This is a genomic window from Streptococcus infantis (assembly GCF_047460685.1).
GTDB classification, from domain to species: Bacteria; Bacillota; Bacilli; order Lactobacillales; family Streptococcaceae; genus Streptococcus; species Streptococcus infantis_AD.
In genome coordinates, this window is sequence record NZ_JASHFS010000004.1 from 54,634 (window position 1) to 77,302 (window position 22,669).

A 22,669-nucleotide genomic window follows, 5' to 3' on the forward strand; every position below is an offset into this window, starting at 1 on the left:
GTATGGACAAGAAAAAATTATTACTAATTGACGGCTCTTCAGTTGCTTTTCGGGCATTCTTTGCACTTTACCAGCAACTGGATCGTTTTAAAAATGCTAACGGTCTTCATACAAATGCTATCTATGGTTTTCAACTTATGTTGAATCATTTGCTAGAGCGTGTTGAGCCTAGCCATATCTTGGTGGCATTTGATGCGGGGAAGACGACTTTTCGTACAGAGATGTATGCAGACTATAAGGGTGGTCGTGCTAAAACTCCAGATGAGTTTAGAGAGCAATTTCCTTTTATTCGTGAGTTGCTAGACCATCTTGGAATTCGCCATTATGAGTTAGCTCAGTATGAGGCAGATGACATAATCGGTACTCTAGGTCGCTTGGCTGAGAAGGATGCTTTTGATGTAACTATCGTCAGTGGAGACAAGGACTTGATCCAGTTGACAGATGAACATACAGTGGTTGAGATTTCCAAGAAAGGTGTAGCTGAGTTCGAAGCATTTACACCAAAATATCTCATGGAAAAGATGGGCATCACCCCAACTCAGTTCATTGATCTTAAGGCCCTCATGGGAGATAAGTCAGATAATATCCCTGGTGTAACTAAGATTGGTGAAAAGACGGGTATCAATCTCTTGTTAGAACATGGCTCGCTCGAAGGTATTTATGAAAATATCGATGGGATGAAGGCTTCTAAGATGAAGGAAAATCTCATTAATGATAAGGAGCAAGCCTTTCTGTCTAAAACACTAGCGACCATTGATACGAAAGCGCCAATTGAAATCAGTCTAGATGATTTGGTTTATAGCGGTCCAGATATTGAAAACCTCGGAAAATTCTACGATGAAATGGGCTTTAAGCAGCTCAAACAAGCCTTGAATGCTTCTCAGACGAACCAAGCTGAGACTTTGAATTTCACCATGGTGGACAAAGTGAGTGAAGATATGCTGAGTGCCGACTCTATCTTCCACTTTGAACTTTTTGGTGAAAATTACCATACAGATGACTTGATTGGCTTTGCCTGGTCGTGCGGAGACAAGCTCTACGCCACAGACAAGTTGGAACTTTTGCAAGACCCGATTTTCAAGGACTTTCTAGAAAAAACACCTCTAAAAGTATATGACTTTAAGAAAGTAAAAGTCCTCTTAAATCGTTTTGGTTTGGATTTACAGGCTCCTGCTTTTGACAGTCGTTTGGCCAAATACCTTCTCTCTACTGTCGAGAATAATGAAATCTCCACCATCGCTAGTCTCTACGGTCAAACTTACCTGGTCGATGATGAAACCTTCTACGGCAAGGGTGTCAAGAAAGCTATCCCTGAGCGAGAGAAATTCTTGGAACACTTAGCTCGTAAGGTTGCTGTATTGGTTGAGACAGAGCCTGTTTTACTTGAAAAATTAAGCGAAAACGGACAACTTGACCTTCTTTATGATATGGAGCAGCCTCTGGCTTTTGTCCTTGCTAAGATGGAAATCGCTGGGATCAAGGTAAAAAAAGAAACATTGCTCGAGATGCAGGCCGAAAATGAGCTTGTCATTGAAAAGCTGACGCAAGAGATTTATGACCTAGCAGGTGAGGAATTTAATATCAATTCACCTAAACAGTTGGGTGTCCTTCTTTTTGAAAAACTAGGTCTCCCTCTCGAATATACCAAGAAAACCAAGACAGGGTACTCGACAGCCGTGGATGTCTTGGAGCGCCTAGCTCCGATTGCCCCAATCGTCAAGAAAATTCTCGATTACCGTCAGATTGCTAAGATTCAATCCACTTATGTGATTGGTTTGCAGGACTGGATTTTAGCGGATGGCAAGATTCACACGCGCTATGTGCAAGATTTGACTCAGACAGGTCGTCTGTCTAGTGTCGATCCAAACTTGCAAAATATCCCTGTTCGTTTGGAACAAGGGCGCCTCATTCGTAAGGCTTTCGTGCCAGAATGGGAGGACAGTGTCCTTCTCAGCTCGGACTATTCACAGATTGAGTTGCGCGTTTTGGCACATATCTCTAAAGATGAGCACTTGATTAAGGCTTTCCAAGAAGGAGCTGACATCCATACCTCGACAGCCATGCGGGTCTTTGGAATTGAACGTCCTGAGGATGTGACTCCGAATGACCGTCGTAATGCCAAGGCGGTTAACTTTGGAGTGGTTTACGGGATTTCAGACTTTGGCTTGTCTAATAATCTGGGCATCAGCCGTAAGGAAGCAAAAGCCTATATTGATACCTACTTTGAACGCTTCCCAGGTATTAAAAACTACATGGATGAAGTGGTGCGTGAGGCGCGTGATAAGGGTTATGTGGAGACTCTCTTCAAACGTCGTCGTGAGTTACCAGATATCAATTCGCGTAACTTTAATATTCGTGGTTTTGCGGAACGTACAGCCATCAACTCACCTATCCAAGGATCGGCTGCAGATATTCTCAAAATCGCTATGATTCAGCTGGATAAAGCCTTGGTTGCAGGTGGTTATCAGACTAAGATGCTTCTACAAGTACACGATGAAATCGTTCTTGAAGTTCCTAAGTCAGAATTAGCTGCTATCAAAAAACTCGTCAAACAAACCATGGAAGATGCCATTCAACTCAGTGTGCCCCTCATTGCTGATGAAAATGAAGGCGTAACTTGGTATGAGGCCAAGTAAAAAATAGACTATTAAACAAAAAGAAATCCCCTTGAACAGTAACGTTTAAGGGGATTTTTGCTGAGAAAATTTTGCAAGAAAAGATAAAAGTGATTTTATCCAGCTAGTAGTAGACTTACTTGATTTGTTTCTTTTGTTCTTTTTTGGCAAGTACTGGTAGAATCACACCCAAACCAATCAGAATAATTGGGGTCAAGATGTTTGTAAGAAGAGAAAATTGCCAAGCCGTTGGATTCTCAGCGTAGTTAATTTTTGGAACCATACCAAGGATACAAGCAAAGGCTGTGAAGAGGAAGCACCAAGTACCGATAACAAAGCCAAGTTTAGGATTGTTCACAAACTTGTATTCGGCGTTTTTGTATGTCTTCCAAGCGCGATTGAGCATCATATAGGCAAGGAATACCCAGAGGTAACGCATCGGCATCACGATAGAATTGAGGTTGGTCATCCATTTTACAAGTCCATCAATTTCTTGAATACCAAAAATTGGAAGGATGATGATGAGACTAACGAGGACGCCTGTAAGGAGGTAGCCGTTAATGAGGACACCTTTTTCAGTACGTTTTCGAAGCCAGCTCGGGATAAAGTTTTCGTCAGCGTTATTGAGAAGGATTTGCAATGGTGCGTCAATAGAGAAGGCAAGCGCAGCGATTTGTCCGACCATGTTTGTAAGAGCGTAGATCACGACAAAGAGGTTTCCAACTCCCCAAGAATTTCCTAACATTTGGAAGGCTTGATAAGCACCATTACGCATGAGGTCTTCAGGGATGTTATTGCCATCAAATAGCATTCCCATGGCAACTGACCCGAGGATAGCAGAGAGCCCCACCATGATTGCCATGACAATCATACCTTTTGGAAATTCTTTTGCAGGATTGCGAGTTTGATTCACATAAGGGGAAATTTTTTCACAACCACCAACTGCAAAGACCAATAGTGAGATGGTTGTAAAATAAGAAAAATCAAAGTTTGGAATGTAGGTGCTCAGTTGATCCATGTGCGGTGTCGCAAATTGGATGTCTGGTTTAATGAAAGGCAGACCGACAGCCAAAAGCACAAAGAGTAAAGACATAATCAACATAGCACTTCCTGCCAAGCTACCGATGACTTTCAGTGTTGTCAATCCTTTTGTAGAAAGGTAGAGGAAAAGTCCAAAGATTAGCAAGCAGAGAATAACAATCCAGTGGATGTCGATTTGTTTTAGAAATTGTCCGTTACCCTGCAAGGCCCATCCGAGTGGAATAAGGATCCCTTGAGGTTTTTGTGCGAGATAAGGGATATGCACAACCCAGTAGGTCCAAGCGGCAAAGTAGGCGAGACGTTTGGTTGATGTTTTTTCAACCCAGTCACTAACACCGCTTCCGCTTTCCTTGAAGGTAGAACCTAGTTGTCCGACGATGAGTGAATATGGGATAAAGTAGAGTGCGAGGATTAAAACCCAAGATACGACTACTGAAATCCCCTGTTGAGAATAGTTGTTGACGATGTTTCCTAGCCCCCAAACCATGTTGAAAGCAATAAGAGAAACCATCAGCCAATTAAGTTGGTGTTGATCTTTTTTCATAATGTCTCCTTTTCTTATAATTTCAGTATATCATGATTTTTTGAAAGCGCCTAACAAAATTTGAAATTTACTATAAAAAATGTAGGGGGGAATTTATCAGATGGAGTTTGTACTTGAGTAAAAGTTATACACAATCTGTGGATAACTTTGTGAAATAAAAAATTGTTTTCCAAATGTTAGTTTAGAAAAAAGAGATAGAATGTGTGAGTTGGGTACTAAGCTAGTCGGTTATAAAGACTGATAGAACAGTCTATTGAGGGTATTTTACTTTAGAATGTCAAAAAAATGGTTGAGAGAAATCGTTTGTAAGTACATGAAATTGATTTGAAAGTTATGCACAATCTGTGGATAACTTTGTGGAAGATTTACTATAAATCAGAAAATCCCCTTGTACATGGCAAAGGGATTTGATCGATTAGTGATTTGGTAACCAGCTGAGGGTAAAGTTGAGAGTTTGAGCATCTAGCAAATCCTGGTGACGGACACTCTGAACTTCTTTCTCATCCAGTTGACAGTTTTTTACAAAGTGGAAGTATTCATGATTTTGTTGTGTACGAATATCAAGCCACTGATTTTTATCTGCCAGATAGACACGAAGGTGGTCAAAGAGTGGAATTCCAAGATCATAGCTTGCTTTTCCTGGGCAAGTTGGGTAAAGCCCAAGAGCAGACCAGACATACCAGGCAGATAGACTACCGTTATCCTCATCGCCTGGATAAGCATCCCAGCCAGCTCGAAAGGCTTTTTGACGGAGAGTCTTGATTAAGAGACTGGTGTATTGAGGATAATTGCTATAGCGGAAGAGATAAGGGATGTGGAAACTTGGTTGGTTGGAAATGGCTAGTTGACCAAATGGCGCTGTTGCCATCTCGCTCATCTCATGAATTTCATATCCATAACCCGTCGTTTCAAAGAGCGGTAAACTTTGACAAACTTTTAAGAGATAGTTGCTAAAGGCTTCTTTTCCACCCATTAGTTGACCAAGTCCAGAAATATCGTGTAAGACACCGAGACTGGCTTGGATGGCTGAACACTCAGCATAATCACGGCCCCAACTATAAGGAGAAAAGTCAGGACGGAAGTTGCCATCTATATCATGCGCCCTCATATATCCTGTCTCAGGATCAAATAGATTCTGATAGTTTTTAGAATAGTGGGCATAGGTTTGTGCCAGCTCTTTTTGACCTAATTTTGTTGCGCAGGTAGAGATGCAAAAATCACTGTAAGCATAGTCCAGTGTATGACTGACACTTTCATGGAAGTCTGTGGATAGGTAGCCTAGCTCTTGGTATTGGCTTAGGCCGTGTCGCCCGTTGATAGCTTTTGGATCTGCCTTAGTAGCAGTTTCAATCATGGCTTTGAGAAATTCTTCTTCAAACTCAGGTGCCATGTTTTTGCAGGCGCTATCTGCAATAAGACCATCAATCAAAGTGCCAGGCATCATTCCTCTTTCATCAGGGGCAAGCCACTTAGGAAGATATCCAGTGTCGCGGTAGCTATTGAGGAAGCCTTCAAGAAACTGACGATAGTATTCTGGAATAATCAAGGCAAAGAGTGGGAATGAAGTGCGGAAGGTATCCCAGAAACCATTATTGGTAAAGAGAAGACCTGGTTTAATTGTTCCTGAAGCGAGGTCTATATGAATCTCTTCTCCCTGTTCACTCACCTCATAGAAGGTTTGCGGGAAGAGAAAGAGTCTGTATAGACAATGATCAAAAAATGTTCGGTCTACAGAGCCGGTTTCCACGACATCAAAACGGCCTAGAAAATCTTCCCAACTTTTTTTGGCGTCTGCTTTTGTTTCTGTAAAATCCTGTTTAGGAAGATTAAAGAAAGCTTGTTCTTTGGAAATAAATGAAGTGGCCAATTGAATCTGAGTTTCCGATTCAGCCAAGTCAATACGCCAGTCTTGCCCAACTTGCTTGACAGATAGAATATCCGTAGAGAATGTGAGGGAAGTATACATGACGAGAGGACTTTTGTTGGTTTCGGTTAATCCGCTTTGACCAAGGATGACAGTACGCTCATCTACTTGCTCTAATGATAAATCATCAGCTGCATGCAGATAGAGTGAGAGCTTCTTGCCTTGTATCTGTCTTAGTTGAATAGAAGCCCCATAGCAAGTAGGTGTGAGTTGGGTTTCAATCTGATAACGTTCAGAAAAAATCTTTAGAAAATGGGGATTGAAAATAGCACGATCAAGGTTATAAGAAGACTGCCGATGGAAGAGGGTGCCGCCACTGATTTCTCCTGTAACAGGAGTCAGTAGTAACCAAGAATAATCACCAATCCAAGGGCTAGGCTGATGGGTTAGTCGAATACCCTGAAAGATAGGAAGATGGGGATCAAAAAACCAAGACCCGTCATGGTCACTAGTTTGTGGAACAAAGTAATTCATCCCAAAAGGCACTCCAGCGTATGGTAGAGTATTTCCCCGAGAAAAGGCATGCTTGCTCGCGGTGCCAAAGCGCATATCAATGGTTTCAAGTATCGGTTTCATAGTGGTTTCCTTCAGTAGTTTTCTACATTATATCAGAAAAAGGATACTTTTAGAAAATGACTTCAAAATATAACAATTTTGTAGAATAATGACTAACATTTGTGTATATATTTTCTGGACTAAAAGCTATATACTGAAAATGAAAATTTGTTTGAAAGAGGCAAAATAGTTTATGGTTTATTCAAAAGAAATTGTCAGAGAGTGGCTAGATGAGGTAGCAGAGCGTGCCAAGGAGCATCCTGAGTGGGTTGATGTCTTTGAACGTTGCTATACAGACACCTTGGACAATACAGTTGAGATTTTAGAAGATGGCTCGACCTTTGTATTGACGGGAGATATTCCAGCTATGTGGCTTCGTGACTCGACTGCCCAGCTTAGACCATACCTTCATGTGGCAAAAAGAGACCCTCGTTTGCGCCAGACCATTGCTGGCTTGGTTAAACGCCAGATGACTTTGATTCTCAAGGATCCCTATGCCAACTCTTTTAATATTGAGGAGAACTGGAAGGGTCATCATGAGACAGACCATACAGACCTCAATGGCTGGATTTGGGAACGTAAGTATGAAGTAGATTCGCTTTGTTATCCATTGCAATTGGCTTATCTCCTTTGGAAAGAAACTGGTGAGACTAGCCAATTTGATGAAACCTTTGTTACAGCGACTAAGGAAATCCTTCATCTCTGGACGGTGGAACAAGATCATAAGAACTCGCCTTATCGCTTCGTCCGTGATACTGATCGTAAGGAAGATACCTTGGTAAATGACGGCTTTGGGCCAGACTTTGCTGTGACAGGGATGACCTGGTCAGCCTTCCGTCCAAGCGATGACTGCTGTCAGTATAGCTACTTGATTCCATCCAATATGTTTGCAGTGGTTGTTTTGGGTTATGTTCAAGAAATCTTTGCAGAATTGAATCTAGCCGATAGTGAGAGAATCATTGCAGATGCAAAACGCCTCCAAACTGAGATTCAAGAAGGAATCGAAAATTACGCCTACACTACAAATAGTAAGGGTGAAAAGATTTATGCCTTTGAGGTAGATGGTTTGGGAAATGCTAGCATCATGGACGACCCTAACGTACCAAGTTTGTTAGCTGCTCCATATCTTGGTTACTGTGATGTCAATGACGAAGTGTATCAAGCCACTCGTCGCACTATTCTCAGTCCTGAAAATCCATACTTCTACCAAGGAGAATACGCTAGTGGACTAGGAAGTTCTCATACCTTCTACCGCTATATCTGGCCGATTGCTCTATCTATCCAAGGATTGACAACGACGGATAAGGCAGAGAAGAAATTCTTGCTAGATCAGTTAGTTGTCTGCGATGGAGGTACAGGCGTTATGCACGAAAGCTTCCACGTAGATGATCCGACTCTCTACTCTCGTGAGTGGTTCTCGTGGGCCAACATGATGTTCTGCGAATTAGTCTTGGATTACTTGGATATCCGCTAATGAGCTTTTGCTCGACTGATTCTTGTTAGAATCACAAATATATTTTTAAATTTAAGTTAGAATGAGGTTTTACTCATGGAAAATGTTGTTGTACATATTATCTCTCACAGCCACTGGGATCGTGAGTGGTATTTACCGTTTGAAAGTCACCGTATGCAATTGGTGGAACTCTTTGACAATCTGTTTGATCTTTTTGAAAATGACCCTGAATTCAAGAGTTTCCACTTGGATGGACAAACCATTGTCCTTGATGACTATTTAGAAATTCGCCCTGAAAACCGCGACAAGGTGCAGCGTTATATCGACGAAGGCAAGCTCAAGATTGGTCCTTTTTATATCTTGCAGGATGATTACTTGATTTCCAGTGAAGCTAACGTCCGCAATACCTTGATTGGACAAGCGGAATGTGCTAAATGGGGCAAATCTACTCAAATTGGTTACTTCCCAGACACCTTTGGAAATATGGGGCAGGCTCCTCAAATCCTTCAAAAATCAGGTATTCACGTCGCAGCCTTTGGACGTGGTGTGAAGCCAATCGGATTTGACAATCAAGTCCTTGAAGATGAACAGTTTACCTCTCAATTTTCTGAGATGTACTGGCAGGGAGCTGATGGTAGCCGTGTACTCGGCATTCTTTTTGCTAACTGGTACAGTAACGGGAATGAAATTCCAGTGGATAAAGACGAGGCTTTGACTTTCTGGAAGCAAAAATTAGCAGATGTCCGTGACTATGCATCGACCAACCAATGGTTGATGATGAACGGCTGTGACCACCAGCCTGTACAGAGAAATATTAGCGAAGCGATTCGTGTGGCAAACGAACTCTTCCCTGACGTGACCTTTATTCACAGTTCTTTTGACGAATATGTGCAAGCAGTGGAAAGTGCACTTCCTGAACACCTATCAACGGTTACAGGTGAGTTGACTAGTCAGGAAACGGATGGTTGGTATACTCTTGCTAACACCTCTTCATCCCGTATTTACCTCAAACAAGCCTTTCAAGAAAATAGCAACTTGTTAGAGCAGGTTGTGGAACCGTTGACCATCATCACTGGCGGTCATAACCATAAGGATCAATTGACCTATGCATGGAAAGTGCTCTTGCAAAATGCGCCACACGATAGCATCTGTGGATGTAGTATTGACGAAGTTCACCGTGAAATGGAAGTTCGTTTTGCCAAGGTTAATCAAGTCGGGAATTTTGTTAAGACCAATCTTCTTAACGAATGGAAGGGTAAATTAGCTACTCAAAATGCGCAAAGCGACTACCTCTTTACCGTTGTCAACACAGCTTTACATGACAAGGTTGATACAGTTAGTGTTGTAGTGGATGTGGCTACTTGTGATTTCAAAGAATTGCATCCGACTGAAGGTTACAAGAAGATGGCAGCCGTGACCTTACCAACCTACCATGTTGAAGATTTGGATGGTCATGTCATTGAAGCTAAGATTGAAGACTTGGGAGCAAGTTTTGGCTATACTTTGCCTAAGGATAAATTCCGCCAACCATATATTGCACGCCAAGTGCGCGTGACAATCCCAGTCCACCTTGCACCGCTTTCTTGGGCAAGCTTCCAATTGGTCGAGGGTCAAGTAGATTACCGTGATGGTATTTACCAAAACGGAGTCATTGATACCCCATTCGTAACAGTGAGTGTAGATGAAGGAATCACAGTCTATGACAAGACTACAAACGAAGCCTACGAAGATTTCATCCAATTTGAGGACCGTGGAGATATTGGTAACGAGTACATTTACTTCCAACCAAAAGGAACTGATCCAATCTATGCTCAATTGAAGGGATACGATGTCCTAGAAAACAATGCTCGCTATGCTAAGGTATTGCTCAAACATGACTTGACTATTCCAGTTAGCGCAGATGAAAAATTGGATGCGGAGCAAAGAGGCATTATTGAGTTTATGAAACGAGACGCAGGTCGTTCAGAAGAGTTGACAACTATTCCTCTTGAAACTGAGATGACCGTCTTTGTGGACAATCCACAGATTCGCTTCAAGACTCGCTTTACTAATACAGCCAAGGATCACCGCATCCGTCTCTTGGTGAAAACTCATAACACTCGTCCAAGCAATGATTCTGAAAGCATCTATGAAGTTGTGACAAGACCAAATAAACCAGCAGCTTCTTGGGAAAATCCTGAAAATCCACAACACCAACAAGCTTTTGTCAGCTTGTATGATGATGTAAAAGGAGTGACAGTAGCTAACAAAGGATTGCACGAGTATGAAATTCTTGGAGATGACACCATGGCTGTAACCCTTCTTCGTGCTTCAGGCGAACTCGGTGACTGGGGCTATTTCCCAACGCCGGAAGCTCAGTGCTTGCGAGCTATCGAAGTTGAGTTTGCAGTAGAATGCCACCAAGCAGGCGAACGCTTCTCAGCTTTCCGTCGTGCCAAAGCCTTCCAGGTGCCATTTACAGCTCTTCAAGTTGCAAAACAAGAGGGTAGCGTTGCGGCAACGGGTAGCCTCTTTAACCATCCGGCACTCAGTTTGCCACAAGTCTGCCCAACAGCCTTTAAGGTGGCTGAGAATGAAGAAGGTTATGTCCTTCGTTACTACAACATGAGTCAAGAAAATATCCGTGTGTCTGAAAAACAACAAACTATTCTTGACTTGTTGGAACGCCCATACCCAGTCCATTCAGGACTATTGGCACCACAAGAAATTCGTACAGAATTGATCAAAAAAGAAGAAATTTAATTTCAAAAAGTAAACATAAACAGAAAGGAGGAGCGAAAAAGTAAGGATTAACTGCTGATTCGCTCCTTTTGCAGGTGAAAGCAATGACCATTGCAACGATTGATATCGGAGGGACTGGCATTAAGTTTGCTAGTCTAACTCCTGATGGAAAGATTTTAGATAAGACCAGCACCCCAACTCCAGAAACTCTAGAAGATTTATTGGCTTGGTTGGACCAACGCTTGTCAGAACAGGACTATCGTGGGATTGCTATGAGTGTTCCAGGAGCGGTCAATCAAGAAACAGGAGTGATCGAGGGGATTAGTGCCATTCCTTATATCCATGGTTTTTCATGGTACCAGGCCCTTGCTCATCACCAGCTACCTGTCCATCTAGAAAATGATGCCAACTGTGTTGGACTTAGTGAACTGCTAGCTCATCCTGAGATTGAAAATGCAGCCTGTGTTGTCATTGGCACAGGGATTGGCGGGGCCATGATTATCAATGGTAAGCTTCACCGAGGACGTCATGGTTTGGGTGGTGAGTTTGGCTATATGACAACTATCGAGCCTGCAGAAAAGCTCAACAACTGGTCACTACTAGCTTCTACAGGAAACATGGTTCGCTACGTCATTGAAAAATCAGGTCAGTCTGACTGGGATGGACGCAAGATTTATCAAGAGGCGGCAGCAGGCAATACTCTTTGCCAAGAAGCCATTGAACGCATGAATCGTAACCTAGCTCAAGGGCTACTCAATATCCAGTATCTCATCGATCCAGATGTCATTAGTCTGGGAGGCTCTATCAGCCAGAACCCAGATTTTATCAAAGGGGTTCAAAAAGCAGTAGATGCTTTTGTGGAAAGATATGAAGAATATACTATCGCTCCAGTCATTCAAGCTTGCACCTATCACGCAGATGCCAATCTCTACGGTGCCCTTGTCAACTGGTTACAGGAGGAAAACCAATGGTAAGTTTTACAGGACTTAGTCCCAAACAAGCCCAAGCTATCGAAGTCTTAAACAATCACATTTCTCTACCAGATGTAGAAGTGGCAGTCACCCAGTCTGATCAAGCTTCTCTCTCTATCAAGGGTGAGGGCGGAGAATATCAATTGACTTATGACAAACCTCATCAACTCTATCGCGCCTTGTCTGTGTTAGCAACAGCTTTAGAAGAAGGTGATAAGGTGGAGATTGAGGAGCAAGCGGCTTATGAAGATTTAGCCTACATGGCTGACTGTTCGCGAAATGCGGTTCTAAATGTTGCATCTGCCAAGCAGATGATTGAAGTCTTGGCTCTGATGGGTTATTCAACCTTTGAGCTCTACATGGAAGACACCTATCAGATTGAAGGGCAACCTTATTTTGGCTATTTCCGCGGGGCTTATTCAGCTGAAGAATTACAGGAAATCGAAGCTTATGCCCAGCAGTTTGACATGACTTTTGTACCTTGTATTCAGACCTTGGCCCACTTGTCAGCTTTTGTTAAATGGGGTGTCAAAGAAGTCCAGCAACTTCGTGATGTAGAGGACATTCTCCTCATCGGCGAAGAAAAAGTTTACGACCTAATTGACGGCATGTTTGCGACTTTGTCTAAACTGCAGACACGCAAGGTCAATATCGGCATGGACGAAGCCCACTTGGTTGGTTTGGGACGCTATCTCATCTTAAACGGTGTTGTGGATCGCAGCCTTCTCATGTGCCAACATTTGGAGCGCGTGCTGGATATTGCAGACAAGTATGGTTTCCACTGCCAGATGTGGAGCGATATGTTCTTCAAACTCATGTCAGCAGATGGCCAGTACGACCGTGATGTGGAAATTCCAGAGGAAACACGAGTTTTTCTTGACCGCCTTAAAGACCGTGTGACCTTGGTTTACTGGGATTATTATCAGGATAGCGAAGAAAAATACAATCGTAACTTCGGTAACCACCACAAGATTAGCCAGGATATTGCCTTTGCAGGAGGTGCTTGGAAGTGGATTGGTTTCACACCACACAACCATTTCAGTCGTCTCATCGCTATCGAAGCAAACAAAGCCTGCCGTGCCAATCAGATCAAAGAAGTCATTGTGACTGGTTGGGGAGATAATGGTGGTGAAACAGCTCAGTTCTCTATTCTGCCAAGTCTACAAATCTGGGCAGAACTCAGCTATCGAAATGATTTAGAGCGTTTATCTGCTCACTTCAAGACCAATACAGGTCTATCTGTTGAGGACTTTATGCAGCTTGACCTTGCCAACCTCTTACCAGATCTACCAGATAATCTCAGTGGTATCAATCCCAACCGCTATGTCTTTTATCAGGATGTTCTCTGTCCAATCCTTGATAAGCACATGACACCTGAACAGGACAAGCCTCACTTTGCCCAGGCAGCTGAGACTCTTTCTGACATTAAAGAAAAAGCTGGAGTTTACGCCTATCTTTTTGAAACTCAGGCTCAGTTGAATGCTATTTTAAGTGGCAAGGTTGATGTGGGACGACGCATTCGTGAGGCTTATCAAGAGGATGATAAAGACAGCTTGCAACAAATCGCTAGGGAAGAATTACCAAAATTAAGAAGCCAGATTGAAACCTTCCACAAGCTCTTTAGCCAACAATGGTTGAAGGAAAACAAGGTCTTTGGTTTGGATACAGTAGATATCCGTATGGGTGGGCTCTTGCAACGCATCAAGCGAGCAGAAAGTCGCATTGAAAACTACCTGGCAGGCGAAATCTCTCGTATTGACGAACTAGAAGTAGAGATTCTTCCATTTACTGACTTCCACGCAGACAAGGACTTCGCAGCAACGACAGCCAACCAGTGGCATACCATCGCGACAGCTTCGACTATTTATACAACCTAGAAATTTATCACAGATAGCCAAACATCTCCTTTTAAATAAATGGAGATGTTCTTTGATTTGGAGCTAGGGAAGGAGTATAATGAAAGTATAAGGATAGTTTGGAGGTCTGACCATGAAAAAGCTACTACTAGTCCTAGGTGCAAGTATGCTAGTTTTATCTGCTTGTCAAAAGACGACAGAAGATAGCGCAACTAGTTCGTTAACACCAAAAAACCAACAAACCAAGGAAGTAACAAACTATTTTCACTACCTAGCGGATTCCTATCAAAAGGCTCTTTTCCACGAAAAAGAAGACAAGGATACAAGTGTTCAATCACCCATGGCTGCTACGGTTGTAGCCATGGAAGAGCTCCAGCAATCTAATCCTACTGACCAAGCCTTGATTATGAAGAATTACTCAGATTTTCAGAAGCTGGTCCAGTACAATACCGAAAAGTGGCAGGAAGAGTTTGTAAGCTGGGCTTCTTCTATGGGGCAGTCCTATCATAGACTAGATCATAGAAACTTTGATGAAAAAAATGAACTCATTGAAAAATTAAAAATAACAACTGTTTCTCAGAAAAAAGTCAGATGGAATATTTTCGGGGTATCCAGTGACAACGCCTATGATTACTTGGTTTTGGATGCCTACTATGACGATCAAGCCAGACATTTCTACCTATTTACACTCAAGGATGGGCAAGCGCAGGTTTTGTATGCTGATAAGACACTAGAAACTATCAGTGCTGCGAATTTTGAAGAGACTGAAAACACAGATTTAGCGCAAGGTTTTAAGGAATTTCTCTTAAAAACGGGCGTATCTACAGATGATGAGCCAGATACAGACTATAGTGCTCTAACAGACAAGATAAAAATAGCCATGGAATCCTACTCAGATAGTAAGGGTGAAAGATTTAAGTCAACTAGCCTAGCAACATATGGTCGCTATTATGGGCTTGCAGTTCCGGATCAGATGATGCAATTTGGGCAAGTCGATGGAGTCAAATATACTTTTAAATGGCATGGCTATACTGCTGGTCTTGGAGAAAAACGATTTGAAATCTTGGCCTGTTATGTAAATGAAGCAGGGACAGAAGTGATTCTCTTTGGCTACAAGGATGGTCACCCAACTATTTTACATACTGAGGGGGAACCAGAGATTTATAAAAACGAAGCAGGTGCTATTATAGATGCCCAGGTTCATTTTGTTGATTTTCACCAACCGATATTAGAACAAGTTTTCAAGTAACAAATATGGGCAACACCTCTTGCAAGCAAGACGTTTCTCGTGAAACATCCTTCTTATATAAAAAAGTTCTCCACATAAAATAATTTGTGGAGTTTTTTCTATAATTAGTAGTTTAAACTATCCTTAAAATAAGAGTATACTCTTATTGTAAACGTTATCAAATCTAAAAATTGTGAGATTATCAAGTTTTAGAAAAATAAAAAGGGAGGAAATTATGAACAAGTTTTCAAAAACCTTGAGAGATAACTGGATTTTTCTCTTAATGGTTCTACCAGGGACACTTTGGTTGATCTTATTCTTCTACATCCCAGTATTTGGAAATGTGGTTGCCTTCAAAGACTACCATATGACTGGTGAAGGATTCGTCCACAGTATTATAAATAGTAAATGGGTCGGACTAGATAACTTTAAATTCTTGTTTAGTTCCAAAGATGCCTTTGTCATCACTCGAAACACTGTCCTTTACAACCTTGGATTTATCTTTATCGGTTTGATCGTGTCAGTTGGTATCGCTATTATCCTTAGTGAACTTCGCTCTAAGAAAATGGTTAAAATCTACCAAACATCTATGTTATTCCCTTACTTCCTATCTTGGGTTATCATCAGTTTCTTTACAGATGCTTTCCTAAATATCGATAAAGGGCTTATTAACCACACCTTAGAAGCTCTTGGCATGAAGGGGATTAACTTCTACGCTGACATCAGTATCTGGCCTTATCTTCTCCTCTTCCTAGGAATTTGGAAAGGCTTTGGATACAGTAGTGTTATGTACTATGCAACAATCATGGGTATTGATCCAACCTACTACGAAGCAGCAACAGTGGACGGTGCTAGCAAATGGCAACGTATCCGCAACGTAACCATCCCTCAGTTAACACCACTTGTGACAGTATTGACCATCCTTGCAGTCGGAAACATCTTCCGTGCAGACTTCGGTCTCTTCTACCAAATCCCTCACAATGCTGGTCAGCTCTATAGCGTAACAAACGTATTGGACGTCTACGTCTTTAACGGTTTGACTCAGACAGCAGATATCGGTATGGCATCAGCAGCCGGTCTCTATCAGTCAGTCGTCGGTTTGATTCTGGTTATTCTATCAAACTTACTTGCAAGACGTGTTGATCCTAACTCAGCACTATTCTAGAAAGGAGGAGCATATGGCAAAAAAAATTCAAAAAGAAAAAATTGATAATGTTGGCATACACTCCTTCAGCAAGAAAGCAGATATCTTCTTTAGTATCATTTCTGGTTTGCTGGCCTTCTCTTGTATCTTGCCTTTCATCTTTGTCATCATTATCTCAGTTACAGATGAGAAGAGTATCGTTCAATATGGATATAGCTTCTTCCCATCACAGTTTGGATTAGATGGTTTTGAGTTTTTGGCTCAGTTCAAAGATAAGATTTTACAAGCACTCTTTATCTCAGTGTTTGTGACAGTTGTCGGTACATTGACAAACGTCTTTATCACGACAACTTATGCCTATGCCATCTCACGTTCAACATTTAAGTATCGTAAATTCTTTACAATCTTCGCTCTTCTTAGTATGTTGTTCAACGCTGGTTTGGTACCCGGCTATATCGTAGTGACTCAATTGCTTCACCTTGGTGATACAGTTTGGGCCTTGATTGTTCCAATGCTTCTATCACCATTCAACATCATGTTGATGCGTTCTTTCTTCAAGAAAACCATCCCAGAAGCAATCCTCGAATCAGCTCGTATCGATGGAGCTAGTGAAGCTCGTATCTTCTTCCAAATCTGTTTGCCACTGTCATTACCAGGTATCGCAACGATCACACTATTGACAGCGCTTGGCTTCTGGAATGACTGGTTTAACGCCCTTCTTTACATCAAGAGTGATAACTTGTATCCATTGCAATATTTGCTTATGCAAATTCAAAACAACATGGATTACATAGCTAAGTCAGTTGGTATGTCAGGACAACTTGCGGTTGCCCTACCAAAAGAAACAGGTCGTATGGCCATGGTCGTTGTTGCGACTGTTCCGATTGCGATCCTCTACCCATTCTTCCAACGCTACTTTGTAAAAGGTTTGACTATCGGTGGTGTTAAAGAGTAAGGATATTTAAGAAACAATGTTTCTTTTCTAAATCTGATTTTTCTGGCAAAGGAAAATCAAGAATCTAATTTTGTTAATAACTTTAAAAATAAAAAAAGGAGTTTTTATAATGAAAAACTGGAAAAAATATGCTTTTGCATCTGCTAGCCTTGTCGCTTTAGCTGCTAGCCTTGCTGCTTGTGGAAACCTTAAAGGAAATAACCAAAAAGCTGCTGATTCATCTTCATCAGGTGATACAACTGTTATCAAAATGTACCAAATCGGTGACAAACCAGATAACTTGGATGAATTGCTAGAAAATGCAAACAAAATCATCGGAGAAAAAGTTGGCGCTAAGTTGGATATCCAATACCTTGGTTGGGGTGACTACAGCAAGAAAATGTCAGTTATCACTTCATCAGGTGAAAACTATGATATCGCCTTTGCAGATAACTATGTTGTAAACGCTCAAAAAGGTGCTTATGCTGACTTGACAGAATTGTACAAGAAAGAAGGAGCTGACCTTTACAAAGCACTTGACCCAGCTTATATCAAAGGTAACACTGTAAACGGTAAGATCTATTCTGTTCCAGTTGCAGCCAACGTTGCATCTTCACAAAACTTTGCCTTCAACGGCCCACTTCTTGAAAAATATGGAATCGATATCTCAGGTGTAACTTCATACGAAACACTTGAACCAGTATTGAAACAAATCAAAGAAAAAGCTCCAGATGTAATGCCATTTGCTGTTGGTAAAAACTTTATCCCATCAGAAAACTTTGACTACCCAGTTGCAAACGGACTTCCATTTGTCATCGACCTTGAAGGCGACACTACTAAGATCGTAAACCGTTACGAAGTTCCTCGTTTCGTAGAACACTTGAAGACTCTTCACAAATACTATGAAGCAGGATACATTCCAAAAGACGTAGCAACAAGCGAAACTTCATATGACCTTACTCAAGATACTTGGTTTGCTCGCGAAGAAACAGTAGGACCAGCTGACTACGGTAGCAGCTTGCTTTCTCGTGTTGCTAACAGAGACATCCAAATCAAACCATTTACTAACTTCATCAAGAAAAACCAAACAACTCAAGTTGCTAACTTTGTAATCTCAAACAACTCTAAGAACAAAGAAAAAGCAATGGAAGTATTGAACCTCTTGAACACTAACCCAGAACTCTTGAACGGACTTGTTTATGGACCTGAAGGCAAGAACTGGGAAAAAGTTGCAGGTAAAGAAAACCGTGTTAAAGTCCTTGACGGATACAAAGGAAACACTCACATGTCAGGATGGAACACTGGTAACAACTGGATCCTTTACATCAACGAAAACGTTACAGATGAACAAATTGCACAATCTAAGAAAGATTTGGAAACTGCAAAAGAATCTCCAGCGCTTGGATTCATCTTCAACACTGACAACGTGAAATCTGAAATCTCAGCTATCACTAACACTATGCAACAATTCGATACAGCTATCAACACTGGTACTGTAGACCCAGAAAAAGCTATTCCAGAATTGATGGAAAAACTTAAATCTGAAGGTGCTTACCAAAAAGTATTGGATGAAATGCAAAAACAATACGACGAATTCTTGAAAAGCAAATAATCGCAAGAACAATTGATTTCGTGTATTCATTCCTAAAAAGAGCGATCACTGCCTTGTCTGGATATTTCCAGACGGGGTGGTGATTCTTTTTAGGGTAAGTGCATATAATTATCTGTATTTCTATCTAGATATTTGCTCTTACATATAACATTGGACACAGACATATGAAAAAATACCATCTACTCTTTAAAATCAGTGCAATCTTATCTTACTTATTTTTCGTATATGGACTCTCTCAGCTAACACTGGTGGTTCAAAATTACTGGCAATATTCTTCTCAGATTGGCAATTTTTTCTGGATTAAAAATCTTATCAGTCTTGTCTTTATTGGCCTCATGATTTGGATTTTAGCCAAGGCAGGACATGGCTACCTTTTTGTTATTCAAAAGAAAAAATGGCTATGGTATACAGTTTTGACGGTTTTCGTAACCGTACTTTGCATATCTTTTAATTTTCAAACGGCAAGACATGTACAGTCAACCTCTGAGGGCTGGGCTGTACTAATCGGCTATAGTGAGACAAATTTTGCTGAGTTGGGTCTCTACTTGACCTTATTTTTTCTAGGGCCTCTGATGGAAGAGTTGATATATAGGGGCTTGTTCCAACATGCCTTCTTTAAAGATTCGAAATTTGGGCTTGACCTGATTCTTCCTTCGGTTTTATTTGCTCTTCCTCACTTTACAAGTTTTCCCAGTGTACTAGATATTCTTGTTTTTGCGACATTTGGAATCTTTTATGCGGGTCTAACTCGCTATACCAAGAGTATCTATCCCGGTTATATCGTTCATATTATTAATAATATCGTAGCTACATTGCCGTTTTTGGTAACCTTTCTTCATCGAATATTTAGCTGAAACAAGATCTGAAACTGGGTCTTGTTTTCAATTTTCAGTCAAATAAATTGCATTCGCTTTCTTGAGGGAGTATACTGGTATAGTTGAATGAAAAATTCTGATAATTTAATCTTAGAAAAGAGAATCAATCTTATGTCAAAAGATATTCGAGTTTTACTTTACTATAAATATGTCCCAATAGAGAACGCAGAACAATTTGCGGCTGACCACTTGGCTTTCTGTAAATCAATCGGCCTCAAAGGTCGTATCCTAGTGGCTGACGAAGGGATCAACGGAACCGTTTCTGGTGACTACGAAACAACCCAAAAATATATGGACTACGTTCACAGCCTTCCAGGTATGGAAGACCTCTGGTTCAAGATTGACGAAGAAAGTGAGCAAGCCTTCAAGAAGATGTTTGTTCGCTACAAAAAGGAAATCGTCCACCTTGGTTTAGAGGATGATAACTTTGATAACGACATCAATCCTCTTGAAACAACAGGTGCGTACTTGTCTCCAAAAGAATTTAAAGAAGCCCTTCTTGACGAAGATACAGTTGTCCTTGATACTCGTAATGACTATGAGTACGACCTTGGACACTTCCGTGGTGCTATTCGTCCAGACATCCGCAACTTCCGTGAGTTGCCACAATGGGTCCGTGATAACAAGGAAAAATTCATGGACAAACGTGTCGTAGTTTACTGTACTGGTGGAGTCCGTTGTGAGAAATTCTCAGGTTGGATGGTCCGTGAAGGCTACAAAGATGTCGGTCAATTACACGGCGGAATTGCCACTTATGGTAAAGATCTAGAGATTCAAGGAGAACTTTGGGATGGGAAAATGTATGTCTTTGACGAGCGTATTGCAGTCGATGTCAACCATGTCAATCCAACTATCGTCGGAAAAGATTGGTTTGATGGAACACCATGTGAACGCTATGTCAACTGTGGAAATCCATTCTGTAACCGTCGTATCTTGACATCAGAAGACAACGAAGACAAATATCTCCGTGGTTGCTCACATGAGTGTCGTGTCCACCCACGCAATCGCTATGTTTTAGAGCATGAATTGACACAAGAACAAGTCATCGAACGTTTAGCAGCGATTGGCGAGAACTTAGATCATTCTGAAGTTGTATAAAAGTAGGACAGTCCTGACGGGCTGTTTTTCTATGCTTTTGACCAAAAAATCTTAAATTTGTTTCTGCATCTTTCAGGAAAATGGTGTATACTATATGTAAACGATTTCAAAGGAGACCATTTATGGTGAAAACATTTTTTATTCCAAATAAACAAAGTATTTTAGGACAACAGGAGATTTTAACAGCTAAGTCAGTCTTGGCCTTGGTAGATGGCTTAGAGTCACATAGTTATGATGCAGTCTACCTCCGTCAACCTCTTAATCGCCTCGAGTATATCGAGTGTGCTGTTGTGGGAAAATCTCAGTTTCTCTTTAAAGTTCGCTACCTTGACTCTCAAAACGGCTATCAAGTGATCATTCCTGACTTAATTACAAGAGATGACTGGGAGATTGTAGAAGGACTCTTGCAGGCTTTGTCTAGCAAGGTTGGTGAAGTAGTTGAAGGCTTGGCAGACTTTGATTTGGAAAACTATTTCCAAGAAACGGTTAAGAACTATCTAGCTGATAAGGCTGCTAGCCTATATTTTTGCCAAGGAATTCTATCAACTATTTACTTTGATAAGAAGGATTTAGAAAGTTTCCTAGAAGAAGATGGACTGGCACGTTTTGAAGAATTAGTTAAGAGGGTTCAAGAGTCAGATGCTTATCCTGCAAGTGCTAAATTCTATCCAGATGGTGAGGGTAAGGTTCATGGTATCTACCACCTGGCTCAAGGAGTAAAGACTATTTTGCCCAAAGGTCCTGTTGTTCCTGTGCCTTATGTTGAGCAGTTGGCTGGTAAGGATCTTGTCTGGGAGATTGACCTGGTGAAAATCTCTGGAGATGGTTCTAAGCCTGAAGACTATGAAGCAGTAGCTAGACTGGATTACCAAGTCTTTTTAGAAGCTCTTCCAAAGGAACTTTGTCAGGATTTGGATGCCAACCAAATAGTGGTAGGACCAGTTTTGGGGGAAGATTTTGAGAACTTAGTAAAAGGTAACTAGAGGCATATATGAAGGATACCAGTTTTAAATAATGTGATAAGGCAGATCGTTTGGTCTGCTTTTTGTGTACACAAAAAATCCTGTCAAGTTCTGACAGGATTTTATCTTACATAAAAGCTAGGATTCGGAGATAGTCAGAAATCAGTGCCATTTCTGCTAGGAAAAAGAGAAATAGGACGCTTCCGTTGACGAGGACTGCGAAGAGAAGACGGTAGAAAGGATCAGTTTTACTATCCTTACTCGGTTTTGAGATGATGTAGAGGTTACCGAGTAGCACCATACCCAGACTAATGAGGCAGAGAAGAGCTGCAAAGCGTAGGCCGTTAAAGAAGGCAAAGAAGCTAGCGACTCCTGTCAGTAGGATAGGAAGGGCGAAGAGCCTACTGTACTCTTGAAAGGCTCTTTCCAATGTCCAATCACTGTCCTGATCGACAAAGCGTTTGACTACGAATCCACCCATGAGGATTGAAAAGAAGAAGAGACTTGTCGCTACTAAAATAGAGAAGACAGAAAAGAGATTGAGAGATGGGAATTGTTCTACGAAGTTGGCATCGATGCTTGCCATGCGACCATAGTAGCTATGCTTGGCGTGGTAAACAGTAAAGAGGAAACTCGTAGCAGAAAAGATAGTTAGGAGGGCAAAGGCGGTGTAACTATTTTTTTTATCTGTATCAAAACGAGCTGTCGGCTCTTTAAGAGCACCTTGTAACCATACCCAAAAATCAGCCAATTCTTCTTTGAAGATTGCAGTTTTTGTAGGGACAGGATCTGGGATAAATGGACTTTCCAAAGATTTGCTAGGCTGAGGTGCTTCCTTAACTGATTTTTCTGCTTGATCTGTCTTTGTTGCCAGTTCTTCTTGTTCTTCAGTCTCTACAGGTTCTTCTGACTTATCTATCTTTTCTGATTTTTCAGCGAGCTCTTCAGTCTCTACAGTTTCCTCACTAGTTTCCTTATCTTTTGGAATAGCTTGGGAATTTTCCTCAACTACTGGCAACTCTTCTTTCTCTTTTAGTTCTTCCTCGGGAATGACTGGATCAGATGGACTTTCTTTTTTCTCATTGTTGGCTGTTTTCTCGAAATCAGCACTTTCGAACCATTCTTGAGTCATGATG

The 22,669-nt window shown here is 41.3% G+C and carries 15 protein-coding genes; 12 read left to right on the forward strand and 3 right to left on the reverse strand.

Translation table 11 applies throughout. The features are described 5' to 3' along the window. The first annotated feature begins 2 nt into the window (after positions 1-2). On the forward strand, positions 3-2,636 hold the full coding sequence (polA, locus tag QM917_RS02585) for a DNA polymerase I (RefSeq protein ID WP_414284690.1): 2,634 nt from the start codon (positions 3-5) through the stop codon (positions 2,634-2,636). A gap of 115 nt (positions 2,637-2,751) precedes the next feature. Here polA and QM917_RS02590 read toward each other — a convergent pair whose 3' ends face one another. Both QM917_RS02590 and QM917_RS02595 read right to left on the reverse strand, forming a co-directional pair. Then, positions 2,752-4,200 carry an APC family permease gene (locus QM917_RS02590; protein ID WP_414284692.1) on the reverse strand — a complete coding sequence of 483 codons (1,449 nt, stop codon included), beginning with the start codon at positions 4,198-4,200 and terminating at the stop codon, positions 2,752-2,754. Between the two features lie 415 nt (positions 4,201-4,615). Next, the gene (locus tag QM917_RS02595) at positions 4,616-6,700 is read right to left on the reverse strand and encodes a GH92 family glycosyl hydrolase (protein WP_414284693.1); all 2,085 of its coding nucleotides are present in this window, start codon (positions 6,698-6,700) and stop codon (positions 4,616-4,618) included. A gap of 172 nt (positions 6,701-6,872) precedes the next feature. On the opposite strand from QM917_RS02595, the gene QM917_RS02600 reads away from it, so the two are divergent. The 11 genes from QM917_RS02600 (at position 6,873) to QM917_RS02650 (ending at position 21,554) form a co-directional block, all read left to right on the forward strand. Continuing rightward, positions 6,873-8,153, forward strand: coding sequence for a glycoside hydrolase family 125 protein (locus tag QM917_RS02600; RefSeq protein WP_414284694.1), 1,281 nt, complete (start codon positions 6,873-6,875; stop codon positions 8,151-8,153). 75 nt (positions 8,154-8,228) lie between these two features. Continuing rightward, on the forward strand, positions 8,229-10,874 hold the full coding sequence (locus tag QM917_RS02605; RefSeq protein ID WP_414284696.1) for an alpha-mannosidase: 2,646 nt from the start codon (positions 8,229-8,231) through the stop codon (positions 10,872-10,874). An 83-nt stretch (positions 10,875-10,957) separates the two neighbouring features. Next, positions 10,958-11,827, forward strand: coding sequence for an ROK family protein (locus QM917_RS02610; RefSeq protein WP_414284698.1), 870 nt, complete (start codon positions 10,958-10,960; stop codon positions 11,825-11,827). Further along, positions 11,821-13,701, forward strand: coding sequence for a beta-N-acetylhexosaminidase (locus tag QM917_RS02615; protein WP_414284700.1), 1,881 nt, complete (start codon positions 11,821-11,823; stop codon positions 13,699-13,701). Before QM917_RS02610 ends, QM917_RS02615 begins: the two co-directional genes overlap by 7 nt. Before the next feature lie 112 nt (positions 13,702-13,813). Continuing rightward, positions 13,814-14,929 (forward strand): DUF4767 domain-containing protein, encoded by a 1,116-nt coding sequence (locus QM917_RS02620; RefSeq protein WP_414284702.1) that lies wholly within the window; start codon positions 13,814-13,816, stop codon positions 14,927-14,929. Between the two features lie 214 nt (positions 14,930-15,143). Further along, positions 15,144-16,073, forward strand: a complete 930-nt coding sequence (locus QM917_RS02625) for an ABC transporter permease (protein WP_375555481.1) — start codon at positions 15,144-15,146, stop codon at positions 16,071-16,073. A gap of 13 nt (positions 16,074-16,086) precedes the next feature. After that, positions 16,087-17,007, forward strand: coding sequence for a carbohydrate ABC transporter permease (locus QM917_RS02630; protein WP_414284704.1), 921 nt, complete (start codon positions 16,087-16,089; stop codon positions 17,005-17,007). A gap of 109 nt (positions 17,008-17,116) precedes the next feature. Continuing rightward, positions 17,117-18,598: an ABC transporter substrate-binding protein gene (locus QM917_RS02635; RefSeq protein ID WP_414284706.1), complete on the forward strand. Its 1,482-nt coding sequence runs from the start codon at positions 17,117-17,119 to the stop codon at positions 18,596-18,598. A gap of 164 nt (positions 18,599-18,762) precedes the next feature. Next, positions 18,763-19,452: a lysostaphin resistance A-like protein gene (locus tag QM917_RS02640; RefSeq protein WP_414284707.1), complete on the forward strand. Its 690-nt coding sequence runs from the start codon at positions 18,763-18,765 to the stop codon at positions 19,450-19,452. A gap of 132 nt (positions 19,453-19,584) precedes the next feature. Next, the gene (locus tag QM917_RS02645) at positions 19,585-20,571 is read left to right on the forward strand and encodes a rhodanese-related sulfurtransferase (RefSeq protein WP_414284709.1); all 987 of its coding nucleotides are present in this window, start codon (positions 19,585-19,587) and stop codon (positions 20,569-20,571) included. A gap of 122 nt (positions 20,572-20,693) precedes the next feature. After that, entirely contained in the window at positions 20,694-21,554 is an 861-nt protein-coding gene (locus QM917_RS02650) for a DUF4299 family protein (protein WP_414284711.1), read from the forward strand. A gap of 106 nt (positions 21,555-21,660) precedes the next feature. Here QM917_RS02650 and QM917_RS02655 read toward each other — a convergent pair whose 3' ends face one another. Continuing rightward, positions 21,661-22,665, reverse strand: a complete 1,005-nt coding sequence (locus tag QM917_RS02655) for a DUF6574 domain-containing protein (RefSeq protein ID WP_414284713.1) — start codon at positions 22,663-22,665, stop codon at positions 21,661-21,663. Positions 22,666-22,669 lie beyond the last annotated feature (4 nt).

Excerpts from the sequence above, each read along its gene's own strand:
- polA (WP_414284690.1), top strand. The coding sequence starts at position 3 with ATGGACAAGAAAAAATTATTACTAATTGACGGCTCTTCAGTTGCTTTT.
- QM917_RS02590 (WP_414284692.1), bottom strand. The coding sequence starts at position 4,200 with ATGAAAAAAGATCAACACCAACTTAATTGGCTGATGGTTTCTCTTATT.
- QM917_RS02595 (WP_414284693.1), bottom strand. The coding sequence starts at position 6,700 with ATGAAACCGATACTTGAAACCATTGATATGCGCTTTGGCACCGCGAGC.
- QM917_RS02600 (WP_414284694.1), top strand. The coding sequence starts at position 6,873 with ATGGTTTATTCAAAAGAAATTGTCAGAGAGTGGCTAGATGAGGTAGCA.
- QM917_RS02605 (WP_414284696.1), top strand. The coding sequence starts at position 8,229 with ATGGAAAATGTTGTTGTACATATTATCTCTCACAGCCACTGGGATCGT.
- QM917_RS02610 (WP_414284698.1), top strand. The coding sequence starts at position 10,958 with ATGACCATTGCAACGATTGATATCGGAGGGACTGGCATTAAGTTTGCT.
- QM917_RS02615 (WP_414284700.1), top strand. The coding sequence starts at position 11,821 with ATGGTAAGTTTTACAGGACTTAGTCCCAAACAAGCCCAAGCTATCGAA.
- QM917_RS02620 (WP_414284702.1), top strand. The coding sequence starts at position 13,814 with ATGAAAAAGCTACTACTAGTCCTAGGTGCAAGTATGCTAGTTTTATCT.
- QM917_RS02625 (WP_375555481.1), top strand. The coding sequence starts at position 15,144 with ATGAACAAGTTTTCAAAAACCTTGAGAGATAACTGGATTTTTCTCTTA.
- QM917_RS02630 (WP_414284704.1), top strand. The coding sequence starts at position 16,087 with ATGGCAAAAAAAATTCAAAAAGAAAAAATTGATAATGTTGGCATACAC.
- QM917_RS02635 (WP_414284706.1), top strand. The coding sequence starts at position 17,117 with ATGAAAAACTGGAAAAAATATGCTTTTGCATCTGCTAGCCTTGTCGCT.
- QM917_RS02640 (WP_414284707.1), top strand. The coding sequence starts at position 18,763 with ATGAAAAAATACCATCTACTCTTTAAAATCAGTGCAATCTTATCTTAC.
- QM917_RS02645 (WP_414284709.1), top strand. The coding sequence starts at position 19,585 with ATGTCAAAAGATATTCGAGTTTTACTTTACTATAAATATGTCCCAATA.
- QM917_RS02650 (WP_414284711.1), top strand. The coding sequence starts at position 20,694 with ATGGTGAAAACATTTTTTATTCCAAATAAACAAAGTATTTTAGGACAA.
- QM917_RS02655 (WP_414284713.1), bottom strand. The coding sequence starts at position 22,665 with ATGACTCAAGAATGGTTCGAAAGTGCTGATTTCGAGAAAACAGCCAAC.